The sequence below is a fragment of the Mesorhizobium sp. 113-3-9 genome, assembly GCF_016756515.1.
In the GTDB taxonomy this organism is placed as follows: domain Bacteria; phylum Pseudomonadota; class Alphaproteobacteria; order Rhizobiales; family Rhizobiaceae; genus Mesorhizobium.
The window spans coordinates 1,497,623-1,515,236 of the sequence record NZ_AP023246.1; the positions used below are offsets into that span (position 1 = coordinate 1,497,623).

16 protein-coding genes and 1 riboswitch are annotated in these 17,614 nt (G+C 61.9%); of the genes, 7 read left to right on the forward strand and 9 right to left on the reverse strand.

The window, feature by feature from the left end; all coding sequences use genetic code 11:
* The first annotated feature begins 648 nt into the window (after nucleotides 1-648).
* Together MesoLj_RS07245 and MesoLj_RS07250 are read left to right on the forward strand one after the other, a co-directional pair.
* A complete protein-coding gene (locus tag MesoLj_RS07245; protein WP_202325569.1) occupies nucleotides 649-1,623 on the forward strand; it encodes a hypothetical protein in 975 nt (324 codons plus the stop codon).
* Nucleotides 1,624-1,651: 28 nt separating this feature from the next.
* Nucleotides 1,652-2,383 carry a hypothetical protein gene (locus tag MesoLj_RS07250; RefSeq protein ID WP_202325570.1) on the forward strand — a complete coding sequence of 244 codons (732 nt, stop codon included), beginning with the start codon at nucleotides 1,652-1,654 and terminating at the stop codon, nucleotides 2,381-2,383.
* Nucleotides 2,384-2,399: 16 nt separating this feature from the next.
* On the opposite strand, the gene MesoLj_RS36230 is transcribed toward MesoLj_RS07250, so the two are convergent.
* The 5 genes from MesoLj_RS36230 to MesoLj_RS07275 all read right to left on the reverse strand — a co-directional run bounded on the left by MesoLj_RS36230 (nucleotide 2,400) and on the right by MesoLj_RS07275 (nucleotide 6,073).
* On the reverse strand, nucleotides 2,400-2,825 hold the full coding sequence (locus MesoLj_RS36230; protein ID WP_244735311.1) for a hypothetical protein: 426 nt from the start codon (nucleotides 2,823-2,825) through the stop codon (nucleotides 2,400-2,402).
* A complete protein-coding gene (locus tag MesoLj_RS07260) occupies nucleotides 2,825-4,321 on the reverse strand; it encodes a hypothetical protein (RefSeq protein WP_202325571.1) in 1,497 nt (498 codons plus the stop codon). Before MesoLj_RS07260 ends, MesoLj_RS36230 begins: the two co-directional genes overlap by 1 nt.
* The gene (locus MesoLj_RS07265) at nucleotides 4,318-4,629 is read right to left on the reverse strand and encodes a hypothetical protein (RefSeq protein ID WP_202325572.1); all 312 of its coding nucleotides are present in this window, start codon (nucleotides 4,627-4,629) and stop codon (nucleotides 4,318-4,320) included. The genes MesoLj_RS07260 and MesoLj_RS07265 overlap by 4 nt, the downstream gene beginning before the upstream one ends.
* Before the next feature lie 99 nt (nucleotides 4,630-4,728).
* Nucleotides 4,729-5,256 (reverse strand): hypothetical protein, encoded by a 528-nt coding sequence (locus MesoLj_RS07270; RefSeq protein WP_202325573.1) that lies wholly within the window; start codon nucleotides 5,254-5,256, stop codon nucleotides 4,729-4,731.
* On the reverse strand, nucleotides 5,231-6,073 hold the full coding sequence (locus MesoLj_RS07275; protein ID WP_202325574.1) for a helix-turn-helix domain-containing protein: 843 nt from the start codon (nucleotides 6,071-6,073) through the stop codon (nucleotides 5,231-5,233). The genes MesoLj_RS07270 and MesoLj_RS07275 overlap by 26 nt, the downstream gene beginning before the upstream one ends.
* Nucleotides 6,074-6,273: 200 nt before the next feature.
* Here MesoLj_RS07275 and MesoLj_RS07280 point away from each other — a divergent pair, with 200 nt between their 5' ends.
* A complete protein-coding gene (locus MesoLj_RS07280; RefSeq protein ID WP_202325575.1) occupies nucleotides 6,274-7,449 on the forward strand; it encodes a phosphoserine transaminase in 1,176 nt (391 codons plus the stop codon).
* Nucleotides 7,450-7,514: 65 nt separating this feature from the next.
* Nucleotides 7,515-9,116, forward strand: a complete 1,602-nt coding sequence (gene serA, locus MesoLj_RS07285; RefSeq protein ID WP_202325576.1) for a phosphoglycerate dehydrogenase — start codon at nucleotides 7,515-7,517, stop codon at nucleotides 9,114-9,116.
* Between the two features lie 138 nt (nucleotides 9,117-9,254).
* Here serA and MesoLj_RS07290 read toward each other — a convergent pair whose 3' ends face one another.
* A complete protein-coding gene (locus tag MesoLj_RS07290) occupies nucleotides 9,255-10,208 on the reverse strand; it encodes a DMT family transporter (RefSeq protein ID WP_202325577.1) in 954 nt (317 codons plus the stop codon).
* Between the two features lie 213 nt (nucleotides 10,209-10,421).
* Here MesoLj_RS07290 and MesoLj_RS07295 point away from each other — a divergent pair, with 213 nt between their 5' ends.
* Together MesoLj_RS07295 and MesoLj_RS07300 are read left to right on the forward strand one after the other, a co-directional pair.
* Nucleotides 10,422-11,720 carry an adenylosuccinate synthase gene (locus MesoLj_RS07295; RefSeq protein ID WP_140777116.1) on the forward strand — a complete coding sequence of 433 codons (1,299 nt, stop codon included), beginning with the start codon at nucleotides 10,422-10,424 and terminating at the stop codon, nucleotides 11,718-11,720.
* A gap of 75 nt (nucleotides 11,721-11,795) precedes the next feature.
* Nucleotides 11,796-13,478, forward strand: coding sequence for a hypothetical protein (locus tag MesoLj_RS07300; RefSeq protein WP_202325578.1), 1,683 nt, complete (start codon nucleotides 11,796-11,798; stop codon nucleotides 13,476-13,478).
* 44 nt (nucleotides 13,479-13,522) lie between these two features.
* Here the strand turns inward: MesoLj_RS07300 and MesoLj_RS07305 are convergent, their stop codons facing one another.
* Genes MesoLj_RS07305 through MesoLj_RS07315 form a run of 3 tightly spaced genes read right to left on the reverse strand, consistent with a single transcriptional unit; the run spans nucleotide 13,523 to nucleotide 16,292 of the window.
* Nucleotides 13,523-13,759 (reverse strand): type II toxin-antitoxin system CcdA family antitoxin, encoded by a 237-nt coding sequence (locus MesoLj_RS07305; RefSeq protein ID WP_202325579.1) that lies wholly within the window; start codon nucleotides 13,757-13,759, stop codon nucleotides 13,523-13,525.
* A 51-nt stretch (nucleotides 13,760-13,810) separates the two neighbouring features.
* A complete protein-coding gene (locus MesoLj_RS07310; RefSeq protein ID WP_202325580.1) occupies nucleotides 13,811-15,631 on the reverse strand; it encodes an ABC-F family ATP-binding cassette domain-containing protein in 1,821 nt (606 codons plus the stop codon).
* Nucleotide 15,632: 1 nt separating this feature from the next.
* Nucleotides 15,633-16,292, reverse strand: a complete 660-nt coding sequence (locus MesoLj_RS07315; RefSeq protein WP_202325581.1) for a thiamine diphosphokinase — start codon at nucleotides 16,290-16,292, stop codon at nucleotides 15,633-15,635.
* A gap of 87 nt (nucleotides 16,293-16,379) precedes the next feature.
* Nucleotides 16,380-16,495, forward strand: a riboswitch (TPP riboswitch).
* A 43-nt stretch (nucleotides 16,496-16,538) separates the two neighbouring features.
* Between MesoLj_RS07315 and thiB the strand changes: the two genes are divergently transcribed.
* On the forward strand, nucleotides 16,539-17,537 hold the full coding sequence (thiB, locus tag MesoLj_RS07320; protein WP_202325582.1) for a thiamine ABC transporter substrate binding subunit: 999 nt from the start codon (nucleotides 16,539-16,541) through the stop codon (nucleotides 17,535-17,537).
* Nucleotides 17,538-17,614 lie beyond the last annotated feature (77 nt).

Sequence of the window (17,614 nt, forward strand, 5' to 3'; positions counted from 1 at the left end):
CTCGACCCCGGCCATAAAGAGCCGGTTGGAGCCGCGCCGCCAAGCGCGTCCATTTGCTTCCCAAAGGAAGCTTTCTCAGCCGCTGCGGATCGACGCCAATCGATCGGCAGACCCCGCCAAGGGTCGCGGCCTATCACGGTCCGGGTTCTCACACCCACGGACACGCTGCGCTGATTTGGTTAAAAATTCAAGCACGCCCTTTCGGGGGCGAAGCTTGCGCGCGCTTTGGATTTGGCTTCGATGGATCTATCGGCATTGTTTGAGCCCTGCGCTTCAGGTGCAGGCGAGCGGCTGTGTAGATCGCTTCGGCATCCCTCTCGACCTTCAATTCGCGCTGCAGCGCGCGCCACAAGGGCAGCATGAGCCGCCGATCGCGCGGATTGCGCGCCATCATCCGCGCAATCAGATCGAGGAAGGTGCCAAATTCGGCAATGTCAGGTCGTTTCGACATGACCAAAGAACGCGCCTGGCGACGCGCGCGTTCCTCACTTAAAGTTGCGCTGCGGCCGAGGAAAATCCGTCGATCCTGTTCGGTTGTGAAACCCAGCTCCCTCGAAAACCAGCGAAGCTTGCGCGCCTGGGTGAGAACCTTGCGCTGCGTCGGCTATTGGGAGAAAAATACAAGCAACAGAATCGGAACCGCGAAATTTGGCAAAGCTCCCAGGCGGTATTGAAGCCTTGAAAAATGCAGTATCCAGGCTAAAATTCTGGGTTCAGCTTCCGTTTGTCCGATTGGGTTTTTATCTTCGAGAGCGAAGCCGAAAAAACACGCTTTTCCCAAGACGATGGCTGACGCCTTCTAAGATTATCGGAATTGATATAGATGGAATTGAGGATGACGATCGTGAGAAGCTAGATCGAGCATTTCTAGATCTTCTCTTATCCCGCCGTGATTATATTAAAGAGAGATACAACAAGATATTAATTATAAATACAAGCTTATTCCTTTTTGTTGCCGCCAACTATTTTGGTGTAGTATCCGATATAAGCATTTTTGGGATATCAATCAAAAATTCCCCCGGAGTTGCAGAGTTTCTTTTGGCGACATCCTCTACCATCGGCCTTTATTCTGTTTCAATGCATGGCAATATTACTGTAATTGATGGAACTATTTCATATTTAATATCGAAGATATTTCCTAAAGGGATGGAGAATGTACTGAAATCTGCTCTTTTAACTGATTATCAGTTCGGGAAATATTTTCCTATAAATTCGCCACATATAGTTTTCACAGAAGTTCACTCTCTATTCAGCATATTAAGTGCCATCGGCACAGCTATCGCCTACGTCTTTTGTGCGGTCGTAGTTATGTTTATCAATATAAAAATGCTTCTCTCTCTGTGGGAGAAATCGTCCTTAGGAATCTATAGTCAGGCAGCGATCGTTTATGTCGTGTTTTGTGGAATCATCGGATTGATGTTAATCATTTTGAGCCGCATGCCGGGCCCATATCGAGACTACACATCCTTACAACGGATCCAGATAGCTGAGCAATTGAACCCCGCGCATGCAGAGGCTCTAAGGGAGCAAGCCTATAAGGCTTCTGTGCTCGACAGGTTAGAACTGGAACGCAAAGGTTTTTTCAAACCGCTGCCTCCGCCAAGTCGGCCATCGCAAAACTGAAATAGAAGGGGGCCAAAGGCAGTATCCGATGGATCGGTTTCTCGAGGTGTTGAAGCGCATTGCGGATAGCATGCCGGCCGAAAAAGACCTGCTGGACCTCCAAGCACAACAGACAATGGCGGCGTGGGCCGAACCGATGTTCTGGGCGACGATAGCGAGCGTGTTCGTCGCTTTTGCCGCTCTATGCGGTGCTTTTGCCTCACTGATGTATACGCAAAAGCAAATACGCGACGCCCGTGAAATCGGCGAAAATCAGACACAAGCCTACGTGCATGCCAGCGCGGCCGTCTTCGCAGGATCCGGCAGTGTGATCGTGACCTGCAAAAACAGCGGCCTGACGCCCGCTACACATTTCTCTCTCAATGCTGAAGCTCGTATTGTGAAGCGGACGAAGGTCGCTTCATCGATCAGCTTCCGAAACGACCAGTTCCAAACCTGGTCGGCTCTCGGATCTAACGACGCCCTGACCGTGGGGTTGCTCCATAGCGATCCCGAAGTGTCGCGGTTCATCAGGGGCGCGGGAATCGAGTCCGACGATCTGCTGCTGATCACCGGCCAGATTATTTACTGCACCATCTTCAATCACGATCACCTGACACAATTCGCCTTCTACGTTGAGCCGAAGCAGACCGCATTTCGGCGGCCGACGGCAAACCTGACGACCTTTTGGCGCTTGCCTGCCTCGGGCCTGCCTGCGCAACGACCTCTGGCAACCATCGTCTTTGGCGAGAACGAGCCGAGGCCGCCGATCGTCCCCTAGACAACAGTCAGGCGCTCTAAAGTTGCGCAGCGGCCGTGAAAAACGCGTCGATCTGCTCGGTCGTGAAACCCAGCGCCTCGAAACCAGACTGCATCATCGGCTCCGAGCGGACGAAATAGCCGCTGTTGTCATAGGCGATCTGCACCGCCTGACCTTGCGAGGCGATGAAGGCTTCGACCTGGGCAAGCAGGCCCGAGGCCAGGAGCTGCAGCTTGAACTGGCGAGCCGAGACCGACGCCGGAGCGCGTGGAAGAGGTCCGGGCAGTCCGTAGTCAGCCAGGACGTCCGTCAGTTCGTCTTCACTCCGGATGCCAGACGCGCCGGCGCCATCCGGCAACGCGTCGACATACGCGCTTGCCGCGCTCGACCAATAGCGCGCGTCGTCGTCGCCGATTCTCCAGAACCAGTTTGCTGGATCATAAGGTGGCAATATATTGTCCATCAGAGATACTGCCCTTGTGTTGAGGTGGTACCTGCGACATCACCCGGAAAATAACTTGCGCCGCCGCCAGTGATGCAAAGCCCATTTTGAGAAACAGCGTATCTTTTGCCGGTTGGAGTGCCCGTAATATTCCACGTAACTCCGTCGATATTCAGCAGCCCCGCAGAAGCTACCTCGGCAAACTGGCTTGCCCACGCATATGAGCCTGACACATTGATTGTGACGAAGCGGGCAGAGCAGAGCGATCCTTCCGTTATGGAAAGGAAGCGCGGGACACTGGTGGTAATCGTCCAGTTGGCAGACAGGAAACTCGCGTTGACCAGACCGCCTGCTCTTGCGTCGATGCAGGCGTAACCGGTCGCGCCAAAATGAAGGCCGGTGGTCGGCGTTATGATGGCACCGGTGGTGACACGAATATTAGACGCCGATCCGCCAGCGTTCTGCAATTTCATGTTGCGCAGCGTCAGCGTGGCTTTGTTGGTCAGGCTGACAGGCACCACGCCTGATGCGGTCGAAATCACAACATTCGTCGGGGTGGATGCGTTGCCCTGAAGAATGACGGTCCCGAGGCCGACCCAAGGTCCGTTGAGCGCAACGCCACCCGTGTAGGTGCCGTCGCCCACCTGAATTGTGACCGTGTAGATTGAAATATCTAATGCGCCGACGACATCAATCGCCTTCTGGATCGTCAGAAATGCCCCGCCGGCAGAGTTGACCAGGCCGGTATTGCTGTCCGAGCCATCGACGCGAACGTAATAGGTACGGTTGGCGGTCAGGACTTCGCGGCGGACCAGTGCGGTGCTGGTATAGAGCGTATCGAAGTAGGTCTTAAGCGCAGCCTTCACATTCGCCCAGGTCAGACGCTTGAGCACATATGACGCAGCGCTGTCGAACAGAGACACCTCATCGGCATCAACCGGCGTTGTCTTGGCAGTACCGGGCCGCGTTGCATTGATGACCGGCACGGCCGGATTGGTGCTGTCGACGGCGATGCCGTTCCCGGCGGTGAGGCTGCTGACCGGGCCGCCGACCGCCGCATCCGCGACCGGGAACGGTCCCTGCCAAGACGTGCCCGTCCAGCGATAGAACGCGAAGGCGACTTGAGGCTCGGCATGGAGGAATAGAAATCCCTTGTCACCGGTGCCAAGGACAATCGCATCGCGTTCGGCGATCGTGCCCGATTCATTGGGCGTGATGCCGGCGAGAGACAGGGTAACGAGCAGGCGCGACACCGTCGTCTGGAGATCGACCACATTGGCCGCGTCAGAGGTCTCGCGCACGATGGCGTAGGCCTTGCCGGATCCTGTGGTGCCAGGCCAGGGATAGGCCAGCGTCAGCGACGTATCGGAAGCGACCGACAATATCGGAATCGCCATCCCGGCGCACGACAAGATCCCGCCCGTGACCAGCGCAACCGCCCATGCCGTGCCCGATCCTGTCACCGTGGCGCTGCCGTTCGTCACCGTGACGGTGCCGGTATTGTAAATCTGGGTCATGGCGTCACCTTGATGTGGGCAGCGAGTGCGGCCATCGTGTCCTTGATCGCCACGACGTGGGGCGGGCTGTCGGAACGGTATTCGATGGCATATTGCGCGCCCTCGATGCCATCGCCCGCCCACGGCCGGCTCAATGCCAGCCTGGTCGGCCCCTGGACGGCCAGGACGGTGCAGGACAGGCCGGCGCAGGTGAATAGCCCGCCGACATGATCGGCCGTCCAGGCGGTGCCCTCGCCGACGGCGTAGGACGAGCCGTGGCGCATAGTGACGGTGCCAGCAGCGTCGACTGTCATGGGAGATTGGTTCATTTTCCGCTGTCCTCAAATTTCGGATTTGTACAACAACAACAACAACATAATTCGAACGCCAATTTCGGACCCAGCAACGTAAAAGTGCCGGGGTCCGAATTACTCGTGGGCGACCTCGCCCCCGGGAGGACCCATCCCGGCGCCGGTCGGTCGGTCGGGGATCCTCTCCAGGTCCTTCGGATCGTACTTCGCCCGGATTGCCTCGATTTCGTCGGCTTCGTTCATCGGCCTGAGGCTGTCCAAGAAGGCCTTGTGTGCCCTCGCCACCCGAGCCATCTGCTCTTTCGTGTGCACTACAGGTGCGAACTGCGCCTGCTCCTCCGCCATGCGGCGCTTGCGCTGCTTGTTGGCCATCTCATCCAGTTGTGCCGAGCGAATACGATCGCACTGCCCACGCAATTCAGGCGGTGAGGGAAAGAACGCATGTCCGAGCGCGTTCCGCAGGATTGCCTTTACAGCGCCTGCGAGCGTAGCACTGGCGATGCCTTCAAGCGCCACGCAGTAGGCCTCAAACTCAACGACAGCGTCGACGCTTTGCCGCTTAGGCAAGCAGCTCAGTGTCACCAGCGCGCCAGCGACATCCTGCCTGGTCGCGGCACGCTCAATGGTTTCGGTATTCGATCGCATGCTGACCTCCTGCAGGTTTGTCGCCTCGGATCATCTCGGTGTTGCAAATGTCGAAGAGGTTCGGTGGGTCGGCAAATTTGCTGACCCGGCCGTGGAGTTCGCCATGTGCGATCGCGGTGGAAGGCTGGTCGAGCCAGCGCTCGCCGTTCAACCACGTCGCAGGGTTGCACCACGGGCGATCGACTGGCTTTGCGGCAATGTAGGCTTTGACGCCATCCAGGAGGATCGCAAGCGAGACTTTCTTCGCTGCTCTAGCGAAAGCCTTCTTCGCATCGCCCTTGGCAACCTTGTGGGGATATTCGCGCCACCAGGTGTCGAAGCCGCTTTCGCGCGCCTCTTGCTCTTTAGAGCATAGAGGTCGTTCTAAATAGAGGTCGTTATCTTGTTGTGATGTCTGAGGATCACATACCCTGTGATCTCCAGACGTCACATACCCTGTGACGCGGGGATCACATACCCCCTGTGACGTGGGCGTCACAGGGTCGACGTCAACCACCTCGTCAACGGGGTCGCGATCCATAACGACCTGGTACTTGCTGATGAGGCGCCGATTATCGTCACCAATGCGATCGAACTTCCGCACGTAGCCGAACTCGACCAGATCGCGAATCGCCCGGTTGATGGTTTCCCGAGTCTTTTTTGCCCTCGCAGCAAGCGTCTTTTGGTTGATCTGAAGCCAACCATTGCCGTCCGAATGACTGCCCAAAATAGCCAATATCCGCAGGTGCAGATCGGTGATTCGATCGTCTGCCAAGGCGTCGGCGGGAATAATTGAGTAGCGAGGCCCGGCCATTTTCAGCGCACGCCCCCACGCCATGCGACGCGAACAAACCTCGAACCGCTTGTGTCAGATTTGTGCCACTTCTGGCGGCGCGTTCCCGCATCGTTCTGCAAGATCGCGCACGAACGAACATGGCAAGTAGCGGTGGGACTTGCGCTTTTCCCGGCGTTCCGGTAATGCGGCAAGTGGGCCACCCCTCCCCAACGAGGGGCCACTATCTGGAAGGATAGACCACGATGACGACGCATACGAAGCCCGGACTCCGTCCGGCAAACCCCAATTTCTCCTCAGGTCCCTGCGCAAAACGTCCCGGCTGGTCGGTCGAGGCGCTCAAAAATGCCGCGCTCGGCCGTTCCCATCGCGCCAAGATCGGCAAGGCCAAGCTCGAACAGGCGATCGAGCTGACGCGCGAAATCCTCCAAGTCCCGGCGGACTACCGCATCGGCATCGTGCCGGCGTCGGACACCGGTGCGGTCGAGATGGCACTGTGGTCGCTGCTCGGCGAACGCGGCGTCGACATGGTCGCCTGGGAAAGCTTTGGTTCCGGCTGGGTCACCGACGTGGTCAAGCAGTTGAAGCTGCCCGACGTGCGCAAGCTCGAGGCCGGCTATGGCGAATTGCCGGATCTCGCCAAGATCGACTTTGACCGCGACGTGGTCTTCACCTGGAACGGCACCACGTCGGGCGTGCGCGTGCCGAACGGCGATTTCATTCCCGCCGACCGCAAGGGCCTGACCATTTGCGACGCGACCTCGGCCGCCTTCGCGCAGAGGCTCGATTTCGAAAAACTCGATGTCGTCACCTTCTCCTGGCAGAAGGTGCTGGGCGGCGAGGGTGCGCATGGCATGCTGATCCTGTCGCCACGTGCCATTGCGCGGCTGGAGAGCTACAAGCCCTCATGGCCGCTGCCGAAAATCTTCCGCCTGACCTCGGGCGGCAAGCTGATCGAAGGCATCTTCAAGGGCGAGACCATCAACACGCCGTCGATGCTGTGTGTCGAGGATTATCTCGACGCACTGCTCTGGGCGAAGTCGATCGGCGGCCTCGATGCGCTGGTCACCAGGGCGGATGCCAATGCTGCCGTGCTCGATGGCTTTGTCGGTAAATCCTCCTGGCTGGGCCATCTTGCCGCCCTGCCGGCGACGCGGTCGAATACTTCGGTCTGCCTGTCCTTCACCGATCCGGATATCGCGGCGCTCGACGCCGACGGACAGGCGGCTTTCGCCAAGGGTCTTGTCTCGGCGCTCGACAAGGAAGGGGTCGCCTATGACATCGGCTCCTACCGCGACGCGCCTCCTGGCCTTCGCATCTGGTGTGGCGCTACCGTCGAGACCTCCGATCTCGAGGCGCTGCTGCCCTGGCTCGACTGGGCCTTCGCGGCACAGAAGGCGTCGCTGAAAGCGGCTGCCTGAGATTTTCCGTGGCGGCCCGCGGGCCGCCCATTCCCGGATCAATCCCATTTTTCAAGGAGGTCGCGATGGCGCCCCGTGTTCTCGTCTCTGACAAACTCTCTCCCACCGCCGTGCAGATCTTCAAGGATCGCGGCGTCGAGGTCGACTATCTGCCCGATCTCGGCAAGGACAAGGAAAAGCTGCTCGAGGTGATCGGCCAGTATGATGGCCTCGCCATCCGCTCGGCGACCAAGGTCACCGAAAAGCTGATCAACGCCGCCACCAGGCTCAAGGTCATCGGACGCGCCGGCATCGGCGTCGACAATGTCGATATCCCGGCGGCGAGCCGCAAGGGTATCATCGTGATGAACACGCCCTTCGGCAATTCGATCACGACGGCCGAGCACGCCGTGGCGATGATCTTCGCGCTCGCCCGCCAGATCCCGGAAGCCAACGCCTCGACCCATGCCGGCAAGTGGGAGAAGAACCGCTTCATGGGCGTCGAGATCACCGGCAAGACGCTGGGCGTCATCGGCTGCGGCAACATCGGTTCGATCGTCGCGACGCGCGGCGTCGGCCTGAAGATGCATGTCGTTGCCTTCGACCCGTTCCTCTCGGACAAGCGTGCCGAGGAGCTCGGCGTTGACAAGGTGGAACTCGACGAACTCTTCGCCCGCGCGGACTTCATCACGTTGCACACGCCGCTGACCGACAAGACGCGCAACATCATCGATGCCGGGGCAATCGCCAAGATGAAGAACGGCGTGCGCATCATCAATTGCGCCCGCGGCGGACTGGTCGTCGAGGCCGATCTGATCGCGGCGCTGAAGAGCGGCAAGGTGGCGGGCGCCGGCGTCGACGTGTTCGAGGTCGAACCGGCCGAGCAGAACCCCCTGTTCGGCATGGAAAACGTGGTGGCCACGCCGCATCTCGGCGCCTCCACGGCGGAAGCGCAGGAGAACGTCGCGCTGCAGGTCGCCGAACAGATGTCGGACTACCTGATCAAGGGCGCCGTCTCAAATGCCATCAACATGCCGTCAATCACGGCGGAAGAAGCGCCGCGGCTGAAGCCGTTCGTCAAGCTCGCCGAAGTGCTCGGCGCCTTTGTCGGCCAGGTCACCGAGGATCCGATCAAGGAGGTCGAGATCCTGTTCGACGGCTCGACCGCGACGATGAACACGCGCGCGCTGATCAGTGCCGCCCTTGCCGGGCTGATCCGGCCGCAGGTCGCCGACGTCAACATGGTTTCGGCGCCGATCATGGTGAAGGAGCGCGGCATCATCGTCGCCGAGGTCAAGCGGGACAAGTCGGGCGTATTCGACGGCTACATCAAGCTCACCGTCAAGACCGAGCACATGACGCGCTCGATCGCCGGCACCTGCTTCTCCGACGGCAAGCCGCGCTTCATCCAGATCAAGGGCATCAACCTCGACGCCGAGGTTGGCCAGCACATGCTCTACACGACCAATGCCGACGCGCCAGGCATCATCGGCCTGCTCGGCACGGTGTGTGGCGAGAATGGCGTCAATATCGCCAACTTCCAGCTTGGCCGTAACCGGCCGGGCGGCGACGCCATCGCGCTGCTCTATCTCGATGCGCCGTTCCCGGAAAAGGTGCTGGAGCAGGTGCGGGCGCACAAGTCGATCGACTCGGCCAAGCGGCTGCAGTTCGACGTGGGCGGGATCTGACTCCGGCCTTTCCTAGAGCGGTTCAGCGTTTGACGGAATCGCAAAACCGCTCTAACTATTTGTTTTTACGCAATTCCCAAGGGCAAGCGCTACGCGCTTGTCCTGGGAAAACCGTTATACGCTTTTCCTGGAATTGCTCTAGCGATCGGAAGGCGCGGCCCATGTCGCGCCTTCTTGCTGTTCGGCGCGCCTTGACGGCGGGATCATCGCCATCTTGCGCCCGCTGTATTCGGCAAGCGCGATGCCGCCCAGCACGAGGACCAGTGCCAATGCCTGGTAGAGCTGGAACGTCTCGCCGACGATCAGCACCGAAAGCAGCGTGCCGAAGATCGGCACCAGGTTGATGAACAGGCCGGCGCGGTTGGCGCCTATCAACTCGTTGCCCCTGATGTAGGTTACCTGCGAAATGACCGAAGCGCCGATCGCGGTATAGACGATCACGGTCCAGCCGCGCGCGTCGGGCGCGACGGCCTTGCCGGCGGCGACCTCCCACAGGAAGAAGGGCAGCGAGGTGATGAGCGCGGCGACTGCCAGGGACAGCATCAGGCTCTGCCAGCGCATCACCGGTTTCAGCCGCAAGCCGACCGTATAGCCGCTGTAGAGGACGACCGCGACCAGCATGATGGCGTCGCCGAAATTGAGCTCCAGCGTCAGCAGCCGGCGCGGGTCGCCATGGCAGGCGGTCAGGATCACGCCGGCGATGGTCAGCACGACGCCGGCAATCTGCGCCCAACTCACACGCAGGCGGAAGAAGATGAAGTTGGCGACGATGATCAGGACCGGCATCGCCGCCTGCTCGATCGAGACGTTGATGGCCGTCGTGTAGTTGAGCGCCGTATAGAAGATGGTGTTGAACAGGGTGAAGCCGCTGGCCCCAAGTGCCGCCAGCACGAACCAGTGCCGGCGCACCACCGGCCAATCCTGCTGGATCGTGCGCCAGCCGATCGGCAGCAGGATCGCGACTGCCAGCACCCAGCGCAGGAAGACCAATGTCATCGGCGAGACATGGTCGACCGCCAGCTTGCCGGCCACCGAATTGCCTCCCCACAGCAGGGTGGTGAGCAGCAGGAATATGTAGGCGCTTCGATGCATCGCTGGATTCCGGCCGCGGCGGGCGCGCCGGGGTGTTTGCCGGCCTATTGCCCCGGCGAGCCCAAGTAAATGATGTCAAAGCCGAAAATTGTTGTGCCTCAGGGCATTTTCGGCGGCAAAGAAAGGTCGCACTCGCGAGGTCTTGACGCTATAGAGGCCTGTCGTTTCGAACCATATCCAGGCCGCTCGGCGGCATCTCAAGGGAAAAGAAACATGGCCAATGTGGTGGTCGTCGGCTCGCAATGGGGTGACGAAGGCAAGGGCAAGATCGTCGACTGGCTGTCGGAGCGCGCCGATGTGGTGGTGCGTTTCCAGGGGGGGCATAATGCCGGCCACACGCTGGTCGTCGACGGCAAGGTCTACAAGCTGTCGCTGTTGCCGTCCGGTGTCGTGCGGCAGGGCAAGCTGTCCATCATCGGCAATGGCGTGGTCTTCGACCCGCATGCTTTCGTGGCCGAAGTGGCGAAACTCAAGGCGCAGGGCGTCGAAGTGGCGCCGGATCGCCTGAAAATAGCCGAAAACACAGCGCTTATCCTGTCGGTACATCGGGAGCTGGACGGATTCCGCGAGGACGCCGCCTCAAATTCCGGAACGAAGATTGGCACCACCCGCCGGGGTATCGGTCCGGCCTATGAGGACAAGGTGGGTCGGCGCGCGGTGCGGGTGATGGATCTGGCGGATTTGGAAACGCTTCCCCTGAAGGTCGACAGGCTGCTGACGCATCACAATGCGCTGCGCCGCGGGCTTGGCCACGCGGAAGTCACGCATGACGCGATCATGACGGAGTTGACGTCGGTCGCGGATGAGATCCTGCCCTATATGGACCGTGTCTGGAAAATCCTCGACGACAAGCGCCGCGCCGGCGAGCGTATCCTGTTCGAGGGCGCGCAAGGCACGCTGCTCGATATCGATCACGGCACCTATCCCTTCGTCACCTCGTCCAACACGGTGGCCGGGCAGGCCGCTGCCGGCTCCGGTGTCGGTCCGGGCGCCATCGGCTATGTGCTCGGCATCACCAAGGCCTACACGACGCGCGTTGGCGAAGGTCCGTTCCCGACCGAACAGAAGAACGAGATCGGCGAATTCCTCGGCACGCGCGGTCATGAGTTCGGCGTTGTCACCGGGCGCAAGCGCCGCTGCGGCTGGTTCGACGCGGTGCTGGTGCGCCAGGCTGTCGCCGTCAACGGCATCAAGGGCATCGCGCTGACCAAGCTCGACGTGCTCGACGGGCTGGACGAGATCAAGGTCTGCACCGGCTACCGTCTCGACGGCGAGACGATCGACTATTTGCCGGCGAGCCAGGGCGCGCAGGCCCGTGTCGAGCCGGTCTACGAGACGCTGGAGGGGTGGAAAGGCACCACTGCCGGCGCGCGCAGCTGGAACGACCTGCCGGCCCAGGCGGTCAAATATGTCCGCTACATCGAGGAGTTGATCGGCGCGCCGGTAGCACTCCTCTCCACCAGCCCGGAACGGGATGACACGATACTTGTGACCGATCCGTTTCAAGACTAGTTTCTGAAGCCTTTCCGGGCATCGCGGCTGATTTGCGGGGGCCGGCGCGGAAGCAAAATACAGGTCGACTGAAGCATGGCAGATTTCGTTGCTATTCTGAAAAAGGCGCTCGACAAGCACGGCGACGAGACGCCCGAGAAGCGTACGCGCATCTATGACAGCGTTCGAACCATGCTGGCCAAGAAGCTTGCGGAATATTCGCCGCCGCCGGCCGCCGAAGCCATAAACACGCAGAAGCGCTCGCTGGAAGACGCTATCGCGGTCGTCGAGCGGGATTATGCCAAGAGCGTGCCGGAAACAGACCCGCTCGCCGAGCTGGAGCACATCTTTTCCTCCATCGACCGCAACAAGAACCAGCCGAGCCACACGCGCCAGCCGGTGAAGGCGGAGCCGGCGTGGCCGGCGCCGCCAGCCGCCAAACCGGAACCCTACCGGCCGGCGCCGCCGCCCGCCGCCAAGGCCGAGCCGAGCTGGCAGAAGCCCACGCCGGTGCAACCGGCAGCTCCGAACCTTGCCGACCATGCCTTGCCGGGCATGGATGCGGACCAGGACGATGACCGGGCCGATGTCTTCCCGAATGACGAAGAGCCGGAGGCGGCCGATACATTCCGGCGCCTGCGCCCAGCCGAACGCAAGCGCAGCTATGGCGGGCTGATCGCCGCCGTTGCCGCCTTGCTGGTCGTTGCCGGCGGCGGCTATGGCATCTGGCTGAACAAGGATGCCTTCAGCAGGATGCTGGGCCTGGACGGCGGCAAGGTTGTTGCCAAGACCGAGCCGGTGAAACCGGCGCCGGCCAAGCCCGCTACCGACGCAGCGGCGACGCCACCGGTGCCGGCAGCCGGCGCCGAAGGAACCAAATTCACGCAGCGCCTAACGCCTGAAGGCGGCGAAACCGATCCCGGCCCGGCCGGCGGACAAAGCGGCATAGGCGAGGGTGAATCCGTCGCGGCGCTGACGACGCCACCTTCGGCGACCAACGCCCCGGCGGCTCCGCCACCAGTCACCGGCGCACCGGCCGCAGCGGCACCCGCCGCGGCCGCGCCTGCCGCGACCACGCCTGCGCCGGGTGCCGCGCCCGCGACACCGCCGGCCAACGGAACCGCACCCGCGGCACCGGCCGACGCCGCTGCCACACCGCCGCCCGCGCCGGCGGGCGCCACGCCCGCGGCACCGGCGGCCGCTCCGGCGACGGAAGCCTCGGTACCGGTCGGCCAGAAGGCGATCTTCTATGAGGAGCGCACCAGCACGGCGCAGGGGTCGGCCGAGCCCGGCAGCATCGTCTGGTCTCTGGTACAGGAATCGCCAGGTGGCGACCTGCCGCCGGAGCCGGCGATCCGTGCCGAGGCGACCATCCCCGGCAAGGACATCCAGTTGCGCATGACCATCCGCCGCAACACCGACCAGACGCTGCCGGCCAGCCATATCATCGAGATGATCTTCCTGACGCCCGACGGTTTCGAAGGCGGCGGTGTCGACAACATCCTGCGCGTCGCCATGAAAAGCTCCGAACAGGATGCCGGCAGCCCGCTGATCGGCATTCCGGCCAAGATCGCCGACGGCTTCTTCCTCGTCGCGCTCAACGACACCAAGGCCGACGAGGACGCCAACATGACCCTGTTGCGCGGCCAGGACTGGATCGACGTACCGGTGGTCTACAAGACCGGCCGGCGGGCGCTGCTGACCATGGAAAAAGGCATCCCCGGAGAAAAGGTGTTCGACGAGGCGATCAAGGCCTGGCAGGCGAAGACGGCGGGCTGACGACGGGCGGCCGTTTCAAGAGCAGTATGGCTATAGTCACGGGGTCAAAACGGCCGATACTTGGCTAAGGGCAGTCCGTTGCGCCTGACATAATCGTTCCAGCCTTCGATGGCTTGCTTGTGCTCTTCCTGCCATCGGCGCGTCTTTTTCGCTGCAATCACCTTGGCGATACCGGTCTCCGCGGCACGGGAGATGCCTAATCCCTTGGCGTCTTCGAGCAGTTGCAAGCTGATCGATATCTTGACGGATTTTCGCTGAAGTTTGCGTTTCGATTGAAGCATGGGGTTGCCCTCTATGCGTCCAACATAGACGCATAACCTCGCAGGCACCAACTACCCCTCCATCTCCTCGCGCAGCATCTCCAGCTCCAGCCATTCTTCCTCGAGCGCGGCCAGCGTCGCGCGTTCCTTGTCGAGGGCGGCGATGGTCTTCTGGAACGAGGCCGGATCGCGCTCGTAATAGGCCGGGTCGGCGATGTTGTTCTCCAGCCGCGAGATCGATGCGGTCACCGCCTCGATCTTCTTCGGCAGCGATTCCAGGGCGAATTTCTGCTTGAACGACAGTTTCTTCGCGGGCCCTTTTGGGGCCGCCGGTTCGCTCTTGCCTGCCGCCGGCATATCTGCGGCTTCCGCCTTGGCGCGGGCCTTGCGGTCGTCGAGCCTGGTGCCGCCGCGCTGCGCCAGCATGTCGGAATAGCCGCCGGCATATTCGACCCAGCGGCCGCCGCCGTCCGGCGCGATGATGCTGGTCACTGTGCGGTCGAGGAAATCACGGTCGTGGCTGACCAGGATGACGGTGCCGGCAAAACCAGCGACCAGTTCCTGCAGCAGTTCCAGCGTCTCCATGTCGAGATCGTTGGTCGGCTCATCGAGCACCAGCAGGTTTGCCGGCCGCGCCAGCACGCGCGCCAGGATCAGCCGCGCCCGCTCGCCGCCGGACAGTTCGCGCACCGGCGTGCGCGCCTGCTCCGGCTTGAACAGAAAATCCTTCATGTAGGAGACGACATGGCGCTGCTCGCCATTGATGACGAGGTTTTCGCCGCGCCCGTCGGTCAGATACTGCGCCAGCGTTTCCTGCGGGTCGACCGCCTCGCGCTTCTGGTCGAGCGTGGCGATTTCCAGATTGGTGCCGAGCCGCACCGAGCCGGCATCCGGCGCCAATTCGCCGGTCAGCATCTTCAACAACGTCGTCTTGCCGGCGCCGTTCGGCCCGACGAGGCCGACACGGTCGCCACGCTGGATGCGGGTCGAGAAGCCCTTGACCACGGTGAGATCGCCAAAGCTCTTCTCGATGTTCTTTGCTTCGATCACCAGCTTGCCGGATTCGGCGGCATCGCTCGCCACCATGTTGGCGCTGCCTTCGGCGCCACGATGGCCGCGGAAGCGCTGGCGCATGGTCTGCAGCTCGCCGAGGCGGCGCATGTTGCGCTTGCGCCGCGCCGTCACGCCATAGCGCAGCCAATGCTCCTCGCGCACGATCTGGCGGCCGAGCTTGTGCTGCTCGCGCTCTTCCTCTTCCAGCACCAGGTCACGCCATTCCTCGAAATGGCCAAAACCCTTGTCCAGCCTGCGGGTCTGGCCACGGTCGAGCCAGACAGTGGCGCGCGACACGCGTTCGAGGAAGCGGCGGTCGTGCGAGATGACGATGAGCGCCGAAGAGGTGCGGACAAGCTCTTCTTCGAGCCATTCGATGACGGACAGGTCAAGATGGTTGGTCGGCTCATCAAGTAGCAGAATGTCGGGTTCCGGCGCCATGACGCGGGCCAGGGCGGCGCGCCTGGCCTCGCCACCCGAGAGGTCGCCCGGCCGCTCTTCGCCCGACAAGCCAAGATGCTCCATCAGATAGGAGGCGCGATAGGGATCGTCGGCAGGCCCGAGGCCCGCCTCGACATAGCCGCGAACGGTGGCGAAGCCCTCCATGTCGGGCATCTGTGGGAGGTAGCGGACCGTCGCCGAGGGTTGGCGGAAGACTTCGCCGTCCTGCGGCTCGATCAGGCCGGCGGCGATCTTGAGCAGCGTCGACTTGCCGGAGCCATTGCGGCCGACCAGCGCGATCTTGTCGCCGGCCGAAGCGGTCAAGGCGGCGCCGTCGAGCAGCGGCGTACCGCCGAAGGTCAGTTTTATCCCGTCGAGATTGAGAAGAGGCGGGGCCATGTCAGCTTTCGGGCAAAGGATAGGGATGGGCGAGCAGCAGCGCGCGGCCATGGCCGAGCGCGATTTCGAGGCGGCCCCCGGTCTTGTCGAACTTGACCTCGTTGGAGATGGTCAGTGATGAGCCGAAGGCCACCTCGACCTGATTCAGCGGCCATTTGGCACCGGCAACGGTCAGGCCGGCAAGTTCGGAAAAGCCGAGGATCGAAAACAGCGTGCCGTCGGCATAGTCGAACCCGGCCGTTCCCAACAGCAGCGGGACACCTTCCTGGGCACCGCTGGTCAGCAGCACCTCCGTTCCGGCCTCGGCTAGGCGCAGGGCGAGCGCCAGATGCAGGAAGGCATGGTCGGCGCGCTTGCCGCCGAACGCGCCCGCCAACACAAGGCGGGTCGCTCCGCGCTCAAGGGCTGCCGCGATCGCCAGTTCCCCGTCGGTCTTGTCTTTTTCCGCCGGGAAGGTCTGGCGTGGCACCGCGGCGAGGTCGGCGGGCAGGTCGGCCGGCACCGAATCGAAATCACCCACCCACAGTTCCGGCACAAGGCCGAGCAGCCTGGCATGGCCGATGCCGGCGTCGGCGGCGATCACGCGCGAGCCCTCGACCTGGCGGTCGAGCCGGGGCGTGCGGATGAGATCGCCGCCAAGCAGGATGGTGAATGTGCTCATATCCGGTGGCCTGTACCAGCCCGGCAGCGGAAACGGAAGGCGGCAAACTCCCACTTGCGTGGTTCCTCGGCCGGGCCTATGTGTCGAAACGCTCTAACGGGGTGCCGGCTGCGATCTTTCGCGGACCGGCTGAGAGGCAGTCTCGCCAACCCGCTGAACCTGATCCGGTTTGTACCGGCGGAGGGATTAGACGTTTCGGACAGTCCGACGCCTCAATTCCTTGTCACGCGAACGAAGGAGGCGCCGATGCGCACGCTTTTATACTCTCTTGTCTCAGCCATGGTTGTTGCGCTGTCGGGGCCGGCCTTGGCCAAGGACAAGCTCACCGTCTACACCTATGAGAGCTTTACCGCCGACTGGGGTCCAGGTCCCGTGGTGAAGAAGGAATTCGAGGCCGAATGCGGCTGCGATGTCGAGTTCGTCTCGGTTGCCGATGGCGTGGCGCTGCTCAACCGCGTCAAGCTCGAAGGCGCATCGACCAAGGCCGACATCGTGCTCGGCCTCGACACCAATCTCACCGCCGATGCCAAGGCCAGCGGGTTGTTCGCGCCGCATGGCGCGGTGAACGACGTTAATGTGCCGGGCGGCTGGAGCGACGATACTTTCGTTCCGTTCGACTACGGCTATTTCGCTGTCGTTTACGATACCGAGAAGCTGAAGACGCCGCCGAAGAGCTTGAAGGACCTGGTCGAAGGCAGCGCCGACGACAAGATCGTCATCCAGGATCCGCGCACCTCGACGCCGGGCCTCGGCCTGTTGCTGTGGGTGAAGTCGGTCTATGGCGACAAGGCGCCGGAGGCCTGGGCCAAGCTCAAGGCCAAGGTGCTGACCGTGACGCCCGGCTGGAGCGAGGCCTATGGCCTGTTCACCAAGGGCGAAGCGCCGATGGTGCTGTCCTATACGACGTCACCGGCCTACCACATGGTCGCCGAGAACACGCAGCGCTACCAGGCGGCTTCCTTCGAAGAGGGCGAATACCTGCAGATCGAGGTCGCCGGCATCACCACGACCGGAGCCAAGAATCCGCTGGCGGCAAAGTTCATCGCCTTCATGACCGGACCGAAATTCCAGGATGCGATCCCCGAGACCAACTGGATGTTCCCGGCCGGCAAGACCGACAAGCCGCTCAACCCGGCCTTCGACAAGCTTGTCAAGCCGACCAAGACCTTGCTGTTCAGCCCGGAAGAGGTCGCGGCCAACCGCAAGGCCTGGGTCGATGAATGGCTGGCGGTGATGAGCAAGTAGATTGGCCGTATGATCGAAAGATGATTGCTCTACGGCGCCCCCCTCTGTCCTACCGGACATCTCCCCCACAAGGGGGG

Coding starts and splice junctions, on each gene's coding strand:
- MesoLj_RS07250 (WP_202325570.1), top strand. CDS start 1,652: ATGGATCGGTTTCTCGAGGTGTTGAAGCGCATTGCGGATAGCATGCCG.
- MesoLj_RS36230 (WP_244735311.1), bottom strand. CDS start 2,825: ATGGACAATATATTGCCACCTTATGATCCAGCAAACTGGTTCTGGAGA.
- MesoLj_RS07260 (WP_202325571.1), bottom strand. CDS start 4,321: ATGACCCAGATTTACAATACCGGCACCGTCACGGTGACGAACGGCAGC.
- MesoLj_RS07265 (WP_202325572.1), bottom strand. CDS start 4,629: ATGAACCAATCTCCCATGACAGTCGACGCTGCTGGCACCGTCACTATG.
- MesoLj_RS07270 (WP_202325573.1), bottom strand. CDS start 5,256: ATGCGATCGAATACCGAAACCATTGAGCGTGCCGCGACCAGGCAGGAT.
- MesoLj_RS07275 (WP_202325574.1), bottom strand. CDS start 6,073: ATGGCGTGGGGGCGTGCGCTGAAAATGGCCGGGCCTCGCTACTCAATT.
- MesoLj_RS07280 (WP_202325575.1), top strand. CDS start 6,274: ATGACGACGCATACGAAGCCCGGACTCCGTCCGGCAAACCCCAATTTC.
- serA (WP_202325576.1), top strand. CDS start 7,515: ATGGCGCCCCGTGTTCTCGTCTCTGACAAACTCTCTCCCACCGCCGTG.
- MesoLj_RS07290 (WP_202325577.1), bottom strand. CDS start 10,208: ATGCATCGAAGCGCCTACATATTCCTGCTGCTCACCACCCTGCTGTGG.
- MesoLj_RS07295 (WP_140777116.1), top strand. CDS start 10,422: ATGGCCAATGTGGTGGTCGTCGGCTCGCAATGGGGTGACGAAGGCAAG.
- MesoLj_RS07300 (WP_202325578.1), top strand. CDS start 11,796: ATGGCAGATTTCGTTGCTATTCTGAAAAAGGCGCTCGACAAGCACGGC.
- MesoLj_RS07305 (WP_202325579.1), bottom strand. CDS start 13,759: ATGCTTCAATCGAAACGCAAACTTCAGCGAAAATCCGTCAAGATATCG.
- MesoLj_RS07310 (WP_202325580.1), bottom strand. CDS start 15,631: ATGGCCCCGCCTCTTCTCAATCTCGACGGGATAAAACTGACCTTCGGC.
- MesoLj_RS07315 (WP_202325581.1), bottom strand. CDS start 16,292: ATGAGCACATTCACCATCCTGCTTGGCGGCGATCTCATCCGCACGCCC.
- thiB (WP_202325582.1), top strand. CDS start 16,539: ATGCGCACGCTTTTATACTCTCTTGTCTCAGCCATGGTTGTTGCGCTG.